Annotated in this window: 11 protein-coding genes and 1 pseudogene; 3 read left to right on the top strand and 9 right to left on the bottom strand. The window is 71.8% G+C overall.

Going from position 1 to position 14,044, the window contains the following annotated elements:
* Window positions 1-143: 143 nt before the first annotated feature.
* Both ASG51_RS17465 and ASG51_RS17460 read left to right on the top strand, forming a co-directional pair.
* Window positions 144-962: a transporter substrate-binding domain-containing protein gene (locus ASG51_RS17465; RefSeq protein WP_056272134.1), complete on the top strand. Its 819-nt coding sequence runs from the start codon at window positions 144-146 to the stop codon at window positions 960-962.
* A gap of 93 nt (window positions 963-1,055) precedes the next feature.
* Window positions 1,056-1,859, top strand: coding sequence for a glutathione S-transferase family protein (locus ASG51_RS17460; protein WP_056382155.1), 804 nt, complete (start codon window positions 1,056-1,058; stop codon window positions 1,857-1,859).
* A 7-nt stretch (window positions 1,860-1,866) separates the two neighbouring features.
* Here ASG51_RS17460 and ASG51_RS17455 read toward each other — a convergent pair whose 3' ends face one another.
* On the bottom strand, window positions 1,867-3,081 hold the full coding sequence (locus tag ASG51_RS17455) for an MFS transporter (RefSeq protein WP_156389776.1): 1,215 nt from the start codon (window positions 3,079-3,081) through the stop codon (window positions 1,867-1,869).
* A gap of 561 nt (window positions 3,082-3,642) precedes the next feature.
* On the opposite strand from ASG51_RS17455, the gene ASG51_RS17450 reads away from it, so the two are divergent.
* Window positions 3,643-5,316 (top strand): lysine--tRNA ligase, encoded by a 1,674-nt coding sequence (locus ASG51_RS17450; protein WP_056382149.1) that lies wholly within the window; start codon window positions 3,643-3,645, stop codon window positions 5,314-5,316.
* A 342-nt stretch (window positions 5,317-5,658) separates the two neighbouring features.
* Here the strand turns inward: ASG51_RS17450 and ASG51_RS17445 are convergent, their stop codons facing one another.
* The 8 genes and pseudogenes from ASG51_RS17445 to ASG51_RS17415 form a co-directional block, all read right to left on the bottom strand.
* Window positions 5,659-6,513 (bottom strand): SDR family oxidoreductase, encoded by an 855-nt coding sequence (locus ASG51_RS17445; protein WP_056382146.1) that lies wholly within the window; start codon window positions 6,511-6,513, stop codon window positions 5,659-5,661.
* A gap of 10 nt (window positions 6,514-6,523) precedes the next feature.
* Window positions 6,524-6,703 (bottom strand): DUF1328 domain-containing protein, encoded by a 180-nt coding sequence (locus tag ASG51_RS17440; protein ID WP_056213599.1) that lies wholly within the window; start codon window positions 6,701-6,703, stop codon window positions 6,524-6,526.
* A gap of 59 nt (window positions 6,704-6,762) precedes the next feature.
* Window positions 6,763-8,100, bottom strand: coding sequence for a chloride channel protein (locus tag ASG51_RS17435; RefSeq protein WP_056213635.1), 1,338 nt, complete (start codon window positions 8,098-8,100; stop codon window positions 6,763-6,765).
* 156 nt (window positions 8,101-8,256) lie between these two features.
* Window positions 8,257-9,657, bottom strand: coding sequence for a deoxyribodipyrimidine photo-lyase (locus ASG51_RS17430; RefSeq protein ID WP_056271981.1), 1,401 nt, complete (start codon window positions 9,655-9,657; stop codon window positions 8,257-8,259).
* A 419-nt stretch (window positions 9,658-10,076) separates the two neighbouring features.
* Window positions 10,077-11,189, bottom strand: a complete 1,113-nt coding sequence (locus ASG51_RS17425) for a TRAP transporter substrate-binding protein (RefSeq protein ID WP_056382144.1) — start codon at window positions 11,187-11,189, stop codon at window positions 10,077-10,079.
* A gap of 182 nt (window positions 11,190-11,371) precedes the next feature.
* Entirely contained in the window at window positions 11,372-12,505 is a 1,134-nt protein-coding gene (locus ASG51_RS17420; RefSeq protein WP_082514087.1) for a branched-chain amino acid ABC transporter substrate-binding protein, read from the bottom strand.
* A 216-nt stretch (window positions 12,506-12,721) separates the two neighbouring features.
* A pseudogene (locus ASG51_RS25195) lies at window positions 12,722-12,856 on the bottom strand (sugar transporter); the annotation flags it as partial.
* A gap of 32 nt (window positions 12,857-12,888) precedes the next feature.
* A complete protein-coding gene (locus tag ASG51_RS17415; RefSeq protein ID WP_082514110.1) occupies window positions 12,889-14,037 on the bottom strand; it encodes a polysaccharide biosynthesis/export family protein in 1,149 nt (382 codons plus the stop codon).
* Window positions 14,038-14,044 lie beyond the last annotated feature (7 nt).

The raw sequence follows: 14,044 nt of genomic DNA, 5'->3' as shown, positions 1-14,044 counted from the left end.
GACCTCCCGGCGGCCCGTGGATGTGCTAGGGGAGGGCCGTGAGCCAGTCCGTTTCCACGCGCAACCCACGCGCCACGATTGCAACTTCCGCGTTTGCCGGCCGAAAGGCAAGGCGGCGTCGGGGCCGGGCGGCGGCTTGTGCACTGGCGGCGGCCGTGTACGGCCTCGGCTCCGCTCCGGCGGCCCGTGCCGAGGGCGTGACGATCCCCAACTTCTGGAACCCGCGCGCCCGCCAGGAGCGCATGGAAACCCAGCCGAGCGCGCGCACGGTCCGCTTCCTCACCGACGACGACTTCCCGCCCCTGCACTTCGCCGGCCCCGACGGCACGCCCACCGGCTTCGTGGTGGAGCTCGCCCGCGCGGTCTGCGAGCGCCTGGCCATGACCTGCACGGTTCAGGCCCGGCGCTTCGACACCCTCCTCGACGCCCTGGCCGAACGGCAGGGGGACGTGGTCGCCGCGGCGATCCCCCTGACGCCGGCCCTGCGCGCCCGCTTCCTCGCCACGCGACCCTATTTCCGCTGGCCGGCCCGCTTCGCCGCCCGCACCGACAAGGGCCTCCCCGCCCCCTCGGCGACCGCCCTGGCGGATCGGAGCGTCGGCGTGGTCGGCGGCACCGCCCACGCGGCCTATCTGAAGGCGTTCTTCCCCAAGGCCGCCGCCAAGGACTTCACCGACCTCGCCACCGCCGAGGGCGCCCTGCGCCGGGGCGAGGTCGACTACGTCTTCGCCGACGGCCTCAACCTCGCCCTCTGGATCGGCGGCGTCGAGGCCGCGGGCTGCTGCGCCTTCACGGGCGGCGACTACCTCGAGAACCGCTACTTCGGCGAGGGCATCGGCCTCGTCACCCGCTCCGACGACCCGGCCCTGTCGCGGGCGCTCGACGACGCGCTCCAGCGCCTCTGGGACGAGGGGAAATACGCCGAGCTGTACCTGCGGTTCTTCCCGGTGAGCCCGTTCTAGGAACCGGCGCGCCGATCCCGCAGCCCGGCCCTCTGCCCGAGGCGACCGGGCGTTGAGGCGGGCCGCATCCCGCGCACCGAGGAGCCTTCCACCATGCTGCTCTACGAGCACCCGCTCTCGTCCTACGCCCAGAAGATCAAGATCGCGCTGCGCGAGAAGGGCGTGCCGTTCACGGCGGAGCTTCCCGAGAGCTTCGGCACGGGACGGGACGCGGGGCCCTTCGCGGCCGCCAATCCCCGCACCGAGGTGCCGGTGCTCCTCGACGGGGACGTGACGCTGTTCGAATCCACGGTGATCCTCGAATACGTCGAGGAGCGCTGGCCGGAGCCGCCCCTGCTGCCGGCCGAGCCCGCGGCGCGGGCCTTCGCACGGCTCACCGAGGAGGTCTGCGACACCCAGTACGAGGCGGTGAACTGGGGGTTCGGCGAGGTGCTGTGGTTCCGCCGGGCCACCGGAGACCTCGCCGCGCACCTGCGCGCCCAGGCGGCGGCGCAGACGGCGGTGCTCCAGGGCTGGCTGTCGGAGCGCCTGGGCGCAGCCGCGTGGTTCGGCGGTGCGGGCTTCGGCTGGGCCGACGCGGCGGCGGCCCCGATGGTCAACCGCTCGGTGCATTACGGCCTCGGGCCGGCGCCGGGGACCCCGCTCGCCCGCTGGCACGCCCGGGTGAGCGCGCGCCCCGCGGTGGCGGCGACCTTCGCCGAGTTCGACGCGGCCGCCGCCCGGATGGCCGAGGCCGCCGACCTCTACATCTCCGGCGGACGCCGCCGCGAATACCGCGACCATCGCCTCGATTGGATGATCCGGTCGGGCGGCATCGAGGTCGTGCTCGCCGGCCTGCGCGACGGCAACGTCCGCTTCTCCTGGCCGGCCCCCCTGGCCGAACCCGTCCCCGGGTGATCGCCCCTCAGAGGTGCAGGCGCCCGGCACCGGCCGCGACCGCGAGCAGGAGGGCGGCCACCGCGAGGAAGGCCAGGGTCAGGCTGGTGGCATGGGCGAGGAGCCCGATCGCGGCGGGGCCGGCCAGCACCCCGGCATAGCCCAGCGTGGTCACGGCCGGGATCGCGAGGACGGCGGGCACGGTCTCCAGCCGGCCGGCGGCGGTGAACAGCACCGGCACGATGTTGGCGCAGCCCGCCCCCACCAGGGCGTAGCCGAGGAGTGTCGCCGGCCAGAGCGGCACCGCCGTCGCGAGGCCGAGCCCGGCGGCGGCGAGGAGCGCGCCCAGGACGACGATGCGGCGGCGTCCGACCCGGCGCACGAGGGCGTCGCCGGTGAGCCGGCCCACCGTCATGGTCAGCGAGAAGGCCGCGTAGCCGAGGCCGGCCCGGGCCGGATCGAGGCCGCGTTCCTGGATCAGGAAGACGCCGCTCCAGTCGAGGGCCGAGCCCTCCGTGAGGAAGACCACGAAGCACAGGAGCCCGATGCCGAGCACGGGGCCGCGCGGCAGGGCGAAGGCCGGGCCGCCGGGACCCTCCGCCACCGCCGGCAGGATGCCGGGCAGGGCTACGAGGAAGGCGGCCGCGATGCCGGCGACCACCCCCAGGGTCGCGGCCGCCGGCGTCAGGCCGAGGCTCAGGAGCGCGCTGAAGCCGGCGGCCCCCAGGATGCAGCCGAGGCTGTAGAGGCCGTGGAAGCCCGACATCATCGGGCGCTCCGCCCGGCGCTCCACCGCCACCGCCTGAAGGTTCATGAGGCAGTCGAGCAGGCCGAGGCCGATGCCGAGGCCGGTGAGGGCGGCGGCGAGGACGGGCAGGCCGGCGGCGCGGGAGAGCACCATCAGGGCCGTTCCGGTGACGAACACGGCGACCGCCAGCACGGGGCGGGTGCCGAAGCGACCCGCCAGGGCGCCCGCCACCGGCATGGTGGCCAGGGAGCCGATGCCGAGGCAGAGGAGGAGCAGGCCCAGCGTACCGTCATCGAGGCTCGCTCGCGCCTTCACGAGGGGCACCAGGGGCGCCCAGGCCGCGACGCCGAAGCCGACGATGAGGAACAGGAGCCGGGTGGCGCGCGTCTCGGCGGGGCGGGCCGCCCGCGCGATCACGCGAAGCGCGGCGGGTGCGGCCCGCGTGATCTTCGATCTCGCCGGGACGGAGCGTGCGGACAGGGAACGGGGAGACATGGAGCGCGCGGGCATGGAGCGGACCGACATGGAGCCTTTCGGGTGCGCCGGACGGGGCCGGGCAACGGAACGGGACGGTGTCTCGCAGACACCCGCGGCGATGGTGTGAAGCCGGACGGCGCCGGGAACACGTCAGACCCGCGGCCGGTGCATCGGCCGCTGCGCCCGCCACTGCCGTTGCGCGGCCCGGCGGGAACGAAGGCGCAGGACCTGCGGGATCCTGTCGCCATCGCGGCCGTCAGCGCCCGCCGTCGGGTGCCCGTCTCGAGTCCGTCGGAATGCCGCTGCCGGCATCGAGGTTCGCGTCGACGCAGCTCCGGCCGGGAGGGGGGAGGGCGTCAGGTGCGACATCACGGCAAGCCCGAGGGGACACGGGCGCGGCATGAGACGCTCGGGATTGGAATCCAGTGGAGCGCCGTCAGACCGCACACGGTTTCGACCGCGTTTCCAAGGCCGGATGCCGGTCGATCGATCCGCGTTGACCCTCCGGGTCGCCCTCCCTACGGTGCCGGCCTTCGCGATCTCCCGTTTCCCCATCCTTGCAGAACTGACGCTGTCCCCATGCCGTCCCCGCTTCCCTCCGACCCCGATCTCATCGCGGCGGCCGCCACCGCCGCGGCCTGGCCCTTCGAGGAGGCGCGCAAGCTCGTGGCGCGGCTGGAACGCCGCCCGAAATCGGAAGTCCTCTTCGAGACCGGCTACGGACCCTCGGGCCTGCCGCATATCGGCACCTTCGGTGAGGTCGCGCGGACCTCGATGGTGCGCCACGCCTTCCGGGTCCTCACCAACGACAGCGTGCCGACCCGGCTGATCGCCTTCTCGGACGACATGGACGGCCTGCGGAAGGTGCCGGACAACGTGCCGAACAAGCCCCTGCTGATCGGTGCCCTGAACCAGCCCCTGACCCGCGTCCCGGACCCGTTCGGCACCCATGACAGCTTCGGCGCGCACAACAACGCCGAGTTGCGCCGCTTCCTCGACGCCTTCGGCTTCGACTACGAGTTCCGCTCGGCGACCGAATGCTACCGTTCGGGCGTGTTCGACACGGCCCTCCTCACGGTGCTGGAGCGCTACGACGCCGTGATGGCGATCATGCTGCCGTCGCTGCGGGCCGAGCGCTCCGCGAGCTACTCGCCGTTCCTGCCCATCCACCCGGTGACGGGGGAGGTGATGCAGGTGGCCATCGACGAGGTCCGGGTCTCGGCCGGGACCCTGGTCTGGCGCGACCCCAAGACCGGCGAGGGGTACGAGACTCCGGTGACCGGCGGGCACGCCAAGCTGCAGTGGAAGCCCGACTGGGCGATGCGGTGGGTGGCCCTCGGCATCGACTACGAGATGGCCGGCAAGGACCTGATCGATTCCGTCAAGCTCTCCGGCGAGATCGCCAGGGCGTTGGGCGGCGAACCGCCGGAGGGGTTCAACTACGAACTCTTCCTCGACAAGGACGGCAAGAAGATCTCGAAGTCGAAGGGCAACGGCCTCTCGATCGACGAGTGGCTCGTCTACGGCACGGCCGACAGCCTGGCGCTGTTCATGTACAACAAGCCGCGCGAGGCCAAGCGCCTGTTCGTCGAGATGATCCCGCGCCAGGTCGACGACTATCTGAGCTTCCTGGAGAAGTTCCCGGGCCAGGAGCCGGCCCAGAAGCTCGGCAACCCGGTCTGGCACCTGCATGCCGGGCATCCGCCGGCGGCCGAGGCGGTCGGCAAGGGGGGGGCCCTCACCTTCGCCATGCTCCTCAACCTCGCGGCGGTGGCCAACACCGAGGACTCGGCCGTGCTGTGGGGCTTCATCCGCCGCTACGACCCGGATGTGGGGCCGGAGACCCACCCCGTCCTCGCCCGCCTCGTCGGCCACGCGCTGGCCTACTTCCGGGACCTGGTGCGCCCGGCCAAGACCTACCGGGCGGCCACCGAGGCGGAGCGGGCGGCCCTGGAGGATCTCGCGCAGACCCTCGCGGCGCACGAGGGCTCCGTCGATCCGGAGGGCCTGCAGGCGGTGGTCTACGAGGTCGGACGCCGGCACTTCCCGGACCTGTCCGGCAAGGCCAAGAGCCCGGACGGGCGCCCCGGCGTGTCGCAGGCCTGGTTCACCACGATCTACAACGTGCTGTTCGGTGAGGCGCGCGGCCCGCGATTCGGCTCGTTCATCGCCCTCTACGGAGTCGCCGAGACGCGGGCGCTGATCGCCCAGGCCCTGTCCGGCGCCTTCCTGGCGGACGCCCCGGCCGCCTGACGCGGACGATCCTGCGTCGTCTCCCGGGAGCGGCGCAGAATAATGTCTGCGTCTCGAGGTGCGATTGCGCACAATTGTGCTTGTCGGCGCGTCCCGGGGCGGATAGAACGCCCTTCCACTGGACAGAAAAAAAGGCCGCCCCGGTGAGGGAGCGGCCCGAAGTCTAGGGAGGAAACGCCCAAGAAGGGCACACCGCGGCGACGCCATCGCCGCGGTGCATGGCGATCAGATGCCATCTCGCACCGCACCATGCAATTGCTTCCGTGAGGGAGCGGGCATGCGCCCAGTGCATGAAAACGATTTCAGACACCTTGTCGTCGGGAGTGAGGGCGCCCTTTGTCGTCAGCTGCCGGTCGGATCCGCCAGGCCGAGCTGTGCCAGGCTGAAGGCCCAGACTCGTTCCTGAAGCGCCGTGTCCCGGCCTCGGGCCGAGGGCTCCACCGGCGCGCACCGGTCGAAATAGAGACCCGTGCGGCCTTCGACCGCGGGCGCGGTGGCGAGGTACAGGGAGGTCGCCGCGCCGTCCGCGGGCTTCGTCATGAACGGGCGGATCAGACGCCAGCCGAGGCCGAACCAACCGCCGGTCTCCGACGCGAAGCCGCTGGCGATGACGCCGGGATGGAGAGCGTTGCTGGTGACGCCGGTGCCTGCGAGCCGCCGTGCCAGGGCCGCACTGAACAGCACGTTGCCGAGTTTGGCCTGGGAATAGGCGGCGATCGCGCTGTAGCGCCGCGCATGGCCGATATCGTCGAAGGCGATGCGACCACGCCGATGCGCCGTCGAGGCCACGTTGACGATGCGGGCCGGCGCACCAGCCTTCAGGTGATCGAGGAGGGCGAGGCTGAGCTGGAGATAGGCGAGGTGATCCAGCGCCCAGGTCCGCTCGATGCCATCCGTCGTGGTGGCGTAGCGGTCGAAGATCGCCCCGGCGTTGTTCACCAGCACGTCGAGGCGCGGATAGAGCGCCCGGACCTCCGCGACGAGGCGGCGGATCTCGGCTTGGCTCGACAGGTCGGCGACGAAGCCGTCGACCCGGGCTCCCGGCACCGCTCCACGGATCTGCTCGGCCGTGCGGCCGGTGCGGCCGGCATCCCGGCCCACGAGCCCGACCCGGAACCCCGCCCGGGCCAGCCCGAGCGCTGTCTCGGTGCCGATCCCGGAGGTGGCGCCGGTGACGAGGGCGATCCGGCCGGCCACGGACGCCGCCCTAGAACACCGCCTGCCCGATGGCGAAGGCGACGACCACGATGACGATGGCCACAACCAAGAACAGGCCGAACAGGATCCGGGCCAGGGAGCCGGCGCCCGAAGCGATTCCGGTGAAGCCGAGGCCGCCCGCGATGAGGGAGATCACGAAACAGATGAGGGCCCATTTCAACAGGGTCATGCGCAACACTCCAGCTCGCGGAACCGACCGATAACCACCTGGGGACGCAAGCGTTCCGCTCAAGCTCGGCTGTTTTGCGCGGCGTGTCCGGGGGGCGCCGGCCCGGCCGGGCGGGCCTCGGTTCCGGCACGCTCCAGGAGGATGTGCGCCAGGGCATGATAGAGCCCCTCGCGGCAGACCGCCTTCGAGACGGCGTCGGCGATGAGCGCCGCCACCATGAGGGGGATCATCAGGGCGTGGTCCTGGGTCATCTCGGTGACGATGACGAAGGCGGTGATCGGTGCCTGCAGGGCCCCCGTCAGGTAGGCGACCATGCCGAGGAGCACGAGGGCGGCCACCGGCACGCCGGAGAACCAGCCCTGCAGGGCGGCGCCGAGGCCGGCCCCGACGCTGAGGGAGGGCGCGAACAGGCCGCCGGGAATGCCGCTGATCGCCGAGAGCAGCGACGCGGCGAACTTGAGGGGCGCGAAGTCCGGATGGGACGCCGCGGTGCCGTGCAGGAGGGCGCGCGCCTCCTCGTAGCCGGTGCCGTAGATCGTTCCGCCCGAGGCGAGGCCGCACAGGGCAACCCCGAGACCGCAGGCCGCCGCGAAGGCGACGGGACGGGCGGCGATGGCGGCCCCGAGACGCCCGGGCAGGCCGCGGGCGAACAGGATCACGATACGGGCGAACCCGCCGCCGGCCAGCCCCCCCAGCGCCCCGATCACCGGCACGGCGATCCAGCCCGGCCCGAACGGCAGGGTGGCGCTCGACGTGCCGAAATAGGTGTAGTTGCCGGTGAGCGCCATGGCGGTGAGCCCGGCCGCCACGATGGCGGCGACGATCAGTCCGCCGGTGCGGGCCTCGTAGGCCCGGCCGAGTTCCTCGATCCCGAACACGATGCCGGCGAGCGGGGTGTTGAAGGCCGCCGCCACCCCGGCCGCACCGCCGGCGAGGATCAGCCCCGGCACGCGTTCCGGCGTAAGGTGGCCGGCGGCCGCCATGATCGCGGCCCCGACCTGCACCGTCGGCCCCTCGCGCCCGGTGGAAGCGCCGAACAGCAGGCCGAGGCTCATCACCACGATCTTGCCCGCCGCGACCCGGAGGGAGACGAGGGCCCGGCGCAGGGCGAGATGGCCGGTCTGGCGCGCCGCGATCACCTGGGGGATGCCGGATCCCTGGGCGTTCGGGAAGACCTCGCGGGCGAGCCAGGCGCAGAGGGCGAAGCCGAAGGGCGTCAGGGCGAGGGCCACCAGGGGCGAGACGCCGAGCACCTGCCGGAACGCGCCCTGGGCGGCATCGGCGAGCCCCGCCATCAGGACGGCAGCGAGCCCGACGCCGATGCCGCCGACGAGGAACAGGAGGCGGTGGCGCCACAGCCCGAACGCGTCGCGGGTGGCCCCGCGCAGGCGCCGCATGCGCGGGGCCACCCCGGACCGGACCTTGGCGCGCAGCACCTTCACGCGCAGCACCTGGGCAGGACGGGTTCGGGGCATGCGATCCGGGGCTCGGGCGAGCGGGTCAGGGGCGGGGGGTCGGGAGGAGCTCAGGCAAGGCGCGTACCCCGCGGGGCCCTAGGCCTTGTCCCCCGCCTCCGCCCGGCAGAGGTCTTCGACGGTCCGGAGATAGGCCTTGGCGTCGAATTTCCGCAGGGAATTCTCGCTCTGGTAGCGCACCGTCCCGAAGATCTTGCGACGGGCCCAGGGCCGGTCGTGCAGGCCGTAGACCCAGGCGACGTTGGTGAAGGAGTTCGGGTCGCGTCCGTCGAGGAAGTAGCGGTTGTTGAGCCGCAGCGTGCGGGCGAAGCCCTCCTCGGGGGTGGGCGACCATTCGAGGATCTTCTTGCCCCAGTACATGCGCAGGTGATTGTGCATGTAGCCGGTCTCACGCATCTCGGCCTGGGCGGCGTTCCAGTAGACGTCGTGCGTCCGTCCCTCCGCGAGCTCGGTCTCGGTATAGGTCTTCGGCCGGGCGTCGTCGGCATGTTCGGCCAGGACCTTGCGGGCCCATTCGGGAACGGCGCGCTCGTAGCGGTCGTAGCCGTCCGTGTAGTGGACGTGGTTCATCGCCAGTTCCCGGCGGATGACGACCTCCTCGACGTAGGACGCCTTGTCCTCGGCCCCGCCCGCCTTGGCGGCCCGAACCGCCAGCACGATCTCCACCGGCGAGATCTGCCCGAAATGCAGGTAGGGGCTCATGTGGGAGGCCGCCCCGGCCTCCGGCCGGTTGCGGTCGCTGCCGTAATCGGCGAACGGGCCCGCGAGATAGGCCTTGAGGCGCCGGCGCGCCTCGGTCTCCCCCCCGGTGAAGCGCCGCACCGGTCCGACCGCGCGGTCGAGGCTCATGCCGGCCAGCACCTTGGCCGGGTCGGCGATGTCGACCTCCGATGTCGGCAGGCCGCGCCCGGCCGGATGCTTCACCCTCCGGGCGGTCAGGGGCGCGACGTAGTCGTCGAGGTGCTTGTGCAGCTTCGGGCGCAGGGTGCGGGCGGCGTATTCGTGCTTGGGCGAGGTGACCTCCACCGGCACCACGACGTCCCCCTCCACCTGCACGATTCTTGTGTCGACGGCCGCGACGATCTCGTCGTACCAGCGCTTCTGGATCGCGAGGTAGCCCCGGTCGAGGACCAGGAGGGCGGCGTCCCTGGCCAGATCGATGGCGACCCGGGCGGGGGAGGCCTTGCGCAGGCAGAAGCCGATGCCACGGGCCTCGAGACCGGACGCCGCATCGGCGAGTCCCTGGAGCAGGAAGGCGTAGTGCCGGGCATTGGCTTCCGGAAAGCCGTTCTTGCCGTCGAGCAGCCCGAAGCCGGCGAGCACCGGCAGGCCGAGCCGGTTGGCCTCCTCGATCGCAAGCTCGAGCGCCGGATTCCCGTGGGCCCGATTCGCCTGCTGCAGCAGGTAGAGCACGTAGCGCCCCGCCGCCCGAGGCTCGGCCTCCTTCAGGATCCGAATCCGTCCCGCTTGAATCGCCATCGTCGCTCATCGCCTCCTTGTGCTCGTCACGAAAGATCGGGCCGCCGCCCATCGCGACGCCCCAGGCAGAAAGAGCCGCACCGACCGAATCGACCCCGGAGAATGCGGCATAGGGCTGTGCGAAAACTGAATTCGAACAGCCCTTAAATGTCGCTTCACTTGAGTCTTCCCCCTCCCGGGGTCATGAGAATTTGCGTCGTCTCAGGTGCGTCATTTTGGATACAGAAATCGGGCAATGTGTTCCGGAGCACGAAAAGCGACACGGATACTGCCCTATCCGCCTTGCAATTCCGCGTGGGAGGATCAGATTGTGCGTTGCGGGACCGCGATGGCGTCGCGGTCCCGCTGCCCTCCTTGGGCGTTTCCTCCCTAGACTTCGGGCCGCTCTTCGGAGCGGCCTTTTTTCTGTCCCGACCGTCCTAGCCACGCGCACGGGCCCGGATCATGAAGTTGTCGTAGGTGTACTCCGCCACCTGGAACCAGAGGTATTCCTCGTTCCGGAAGGTCTTCATCGCCTCGTGGATGCGCTTGAAGTCGGCGTTCTTGGCGCCGATCTCGGCATAGACGTCGTTGGCGGCCTTCAGGGCCAGCTCCATCACCTCCTGCGGGAACGGACGCAGCTGCGCACCGGCCGCCACGAGGCGGCGCAGGGCGCGGGGGTTGCGCGCATCGTACTTGGCCTGCACGTCGGCATGAACCTGGGCGGCGGCCGCCTGGAGGACTGCCCGGTAGCTCTTGGGCAGTCCCTTCCAGGCCTCGGCCTGGATCCAGAGATGCAGCGTCGAGGCGCCCTCCCAGAAGCCGGGGTAGTGATAGGTCGGGGCCACCTTCTGCAGCCCGAGTTTCTCGTCGTCGTAGGGGCCGATCCACTCGGCGGCGTCGATCGCCTTGGCCTCGAGGGCGGCGTAGAGGTCCGGTCCCGGGGTGGCCTGCGGCACCACCCCGAGCTTGGCCAGAACCTGCCCGCCGAGGCCGCCGATCCGCATCTTCAGGCCCTGGAGGTCCGCCTGCGCCTTGATCTCGCGACGGAACCAGCCGCCCATCTGCGCGCCGGTATTGCCGGCCGGCAGGGCGACGAGCCCGTGCCTGGCGAAGATCTCCCCGAACAGGTCGGCGGCACCTCCCTGGAGCCACCAGGCGCTCTGGCCGCGCGCGTTCAGGCCGAAGGGCAGGGCGGTGGCCAGGGTGAAGGTCGGATCCTTGGCGAGCCCCAGGGTCGCCGGTCCGTAGCCCATCTCGACGGTGCCGGCGGCCACGGCATCGAGGAGGCCCTCGGCGGGCACCGGCTCGCCGGGCCCCGAGGGCTGGATCTGGAAACGGCCGTCGGTGGCCTCCGCGACGATGCGGGCGAGCTGGTCAGTCGCGCCGAACAGGATGTCGAGGTTCTTGGGGAAGGCGCAAGCCAGTCGCCAGCGCAGATCCGGCGTCGCCTCGGCCCGGGCGGGGCGCGCCAGGAGGGTCGCCGCGCCACCGAGGCCCGCGGAGAGGAGAGCACGGCGCCCGGTGGTCGGGCGCGCGGAGGATGGGGGCATGACGCCTCGCTGAGAGATCTCGAATCGTCCTGTTGCGGCGCGTCGCGGCCGACCCGCGGCCCGAAGGTCCGCCGTTCACGAACGGCGAAGGGCCGGAAACGATCCCGAAACGGGCGGAGGCCCCGCGCCGGCGGACCGGACGGCGCGCAAGCCCAGGGGGGCTGCGCCCGATCGGGCGCGCGTTACTTGGCGTACGTGAAGGCGCCGTCGTTCCAGACGTAGAGGACATAGCCCTGAGCGGTGACGTCCCCCTTGCCGTCGAACCCCACCGGGCCGAGCACGAGATCGAAGCGCTCCGCGTGCAGGGTGGCGGCGATCCGCTTCGAGTCCGCCGTGTGCGCGAAATTGCCGGCCGCCACGAGGGCCTGGAGGGCGGCGTAGCCGTAGATCGTCGATCCTTCGGGCTCGACCCCCTCGGCCTTGAAGGCCGCGACCACGGCGGCGGCCTCCGGCTTGCGGCGGGGATCGAGGTAGAAGGTCATCAGCACGCCGTTGCTGGCCGGCCCGGCGATGGTGGCGAATTCCTGGGTGGCGATGGCCGAGGTCCCGAACCATTGCGGCTTGAAGCCACGCTCCGCGGAGATCCGCACGAGGCGGCCCATCTCGCGGGCGTCCCCGCCGTAATACGCCACCGCGATCCCGGCCTCCTTCAGCCGGTCGGCGAGGGCCGCATCATCGGCATCGCCCGCCGCGAAGGCGGTGGCGATGGCCTCGTTGATGCCGATCCGGTTGAGGTTTTCCTTCGTGGCGGCGGCGAGGTTGCGCGAACCCGGCGTCAGGTCGTTGAGGATGGCGATCTTCTTCTCGCGGAATCGCTCGGCCAGTACGGTGGCCGAGAGCTTGGCCTGATCGTCGTCGCGCCCGCAGACCCGGAAGATCGTCGGCAGACCCCGATCGGTGAGCTTGGCGGCCACGGAGGCGGCGGTGATCATCACCGTGCCGTTGGCGGCGTAGACCTCGGAGGCCGCCAGCGATGCGTTCGAGCAGACGTGGCCGACCACGAGCCGCACGCCCTGGGTCGCGTAGTGGTTGGCCACCGCCACGGCCTTGTTGGAATCGCAGGCATCGTCCTGCACGTCGAGCACGATGGTCTGACCGTCGAGCCCGCCCTTGGCATTGGCATCGCGGGCCGCGGCCTGGACCCCGCGCAGGACCTGCTCGCCGACGGCCACGTAGGCGCCCGAGCGCGGGACGGCGACGCCGATCACCACGTCGGCCCGGGCCGGTGCGGCGCCGAGGATCGCGGCGGCGAAGACCAGGCTGCCAGCCAAGCCGCCGGCGCGCCCGAAGCGCCGGGCCGCGCGTCTGAACCTCATCCCGCCCCGTCTCACGCCTCGGTCGACCTCGCTTACAGATAGAGGCGGATCGGCCAGCCGCCAAGGTTCGGCGCGTGCACCGGGTCCACGGCCCGGTGCCTCCCGGCATCGCTCGGGCCTGGGCGACCCGTGCGCGATGCCGCGCCAGAACGCAAGGGGGACCTTCGGCGCGGGCGTGAGTCGCAGACGCGGCACGTCCGCATCGGGGCGCACACCTTACCGGGCCGTCGCGTAGACCGAGGCGCCGGCGGTGACCGGTGCGGTGACGGTTGAGAAGACGGAGAGGACCTTCTGGACCTCGGTGAAGGGGGCGTTGGAGACGTAGACGAGGTCGCGGTTGCGCATGCGGAANCTCGTCGTCGCCGTCGTCGCCCTTTTTCGTGTCAGCGCGAGACGCTGTAGACCGATGCCGCCGCCGAGACCGGTGCGGTGACGGTTGAGAAGACGGAGAGGACCTTCTGGACCTCGGTGAAGGGGGCGTTGGAGACGTAGACGAGGTCGCGGTTGCGCATGCGGAAGGCCTGGGTCAGGAACAGGCTGTTGGGGTCGCGCATGTTGATCCGGTAGACCACCGGCACCAGGGGCGTGCCCAGCAGGGGGCTGCCCGGCTTCAGGCGCCGCACCACCGCGGCCGGCTCGAAGCGGAAGATGAAGGTGCCCGAGGGATCGGCCTGGAAGTCGGACAGGCCGCGCGCCTTGGCCAGCGCCTGGGCCAGGGTGATGCCCTCGGCCTGGAACGGGATCTCGGTGGAGTTGCCCAGCGCGCCCACCGCCAGGAAGGTCTGGGGATCGCGCACCAGGGTCAGGGTGTCGCCCGGGCGCAGGAAGATGTTCTCGACCGGGTTCGACACCACCGTGGTCAGCGGCACCGTGGCGGTCTGCTGGCCYCGCGAGAGCCGCACGAAGGTCTCGTTGACCGGCGCGCGCACGCCCCCGGCGGTGGCGACCACGTCGAGCAGGCGGTCCCCCTTGCCCGAGAGCGGCACCCGGGCCCCGGCCACGACCTCGCCGGTGACGGTCACCGTCTGGGACACCGCCTTGGTGACCGAGACCAGCACCTGGGGCTGGATCGCCTTGCCGGCGAGCTCGGTCTCGATSAGGGCCTGCACGTCCTGGGGCCGGCGCCCGGCCACCTGGATGCGCCCGGCATAGGGCACGCTGATGGCCCCGTCGCGGGGCACCACCTGCTCGGGGATGAGGGCGGACTTGGAGCCGGCCGAGAAGCGGTCGGCCACCAGGGGCCCGGAGAACAACCCGCCCGAGCCGGCCTCCCAGACCGAGACGGCCACGTAGTCGCCCACCCCGATCACCGGCTCGAGGGAGGGGCGCCGGTCCCCGAAGGAGGCCAGCAGGCTGTCCAGCGCACGCCCGCGCAGCGCCTCGATCGTGGCCGCCGACAGGTCCACGATCTCGTAGCGGGCGAACGTCCCCTCGCTCGTGGACACGTCCGCCCCCTCCACAACCGCCCCCGTCGTCGGGCCGGCCGCAGGCAGAAGCGASGAGCAGCCCGACACCGTCAGGGCAGTGCCCAGAACGGTG

Source organism: Methylobacterium sp. Leaf465, from assembly GCF_001424705.1.
Classification (GTDB): Bacteria; Pseudomonadota; Alphaproteobacteria; order Rhizobiales; family Beijerinckiaceae; genus Methylobacterium.
Note: the sequence above shows the minus strand (reverse complement) of the source record. Positions and strands in the feature narration are given on the sequence as shown.

Excerpts from the sequence above, each read along its gene's own strand:
- ASG51_RS17435 (WP_056213635.1), bottom strand. The coding sequence starts at position 8,100 with ATGCGGCGCCTGCGCGGGGCCACCCGCGACGCGTTCGGGCTGTGGCGC.
- ASG51_RS17420 (WP_082514087.1), bottom strand. The coding sequence starts at position 12,505 with ATGAGGTTCAGACGCGCGGCCCGGCGCTTCGGGCGCGCCGGCGGCTTG.
- ASG51_RS17430 (WP_056271981.1), bottom strand. The coding sequence starts at position 9,657 with ATGGCGATTCAAGCGGGACGGATTCGGATCCTGAAGGAGGCCGAGCCT.
- ASG51_RS17455 (WP_156389776.1), bottom strand. The coding sequence starts at position 3,081 with ATGTCTCCCCGTTCCCTGTCCGCACGCTCCGTCCCGGCGAGATCGAAG.
- ASG51_RS17425 (WP_056382144.1), bottom strand. The coding sequence starts at position 11,189 with ATGCCCCCATCCTCCGCGCGCCCGACCACCGGGCGCCGTGCTCTCCTC.
- ASG51_RS17460 (WP_056382155.1), top strand. The coding sequence starts at position 1,056 with ATGCTGCTCTACGAGCACCCGCTCTCGTCCTACGCCCAGAAGATCAAG.
- ASG51_RS17450 (WP_056382149.1), top strand. The coding sequence starts at position 3,643 with ATGCCGTCCCCGCTTCCCTCCGACCCCGATCTCATCGCGGCGGCCGCC.
- ASG51_RS17440 (WP_056213599.1), bottom strand. The coding sequence starts at position 6,703 with ATGACCCTGTTGAAATGGGCCCTCATCTGTTTCGTGATCTCCCTCATC.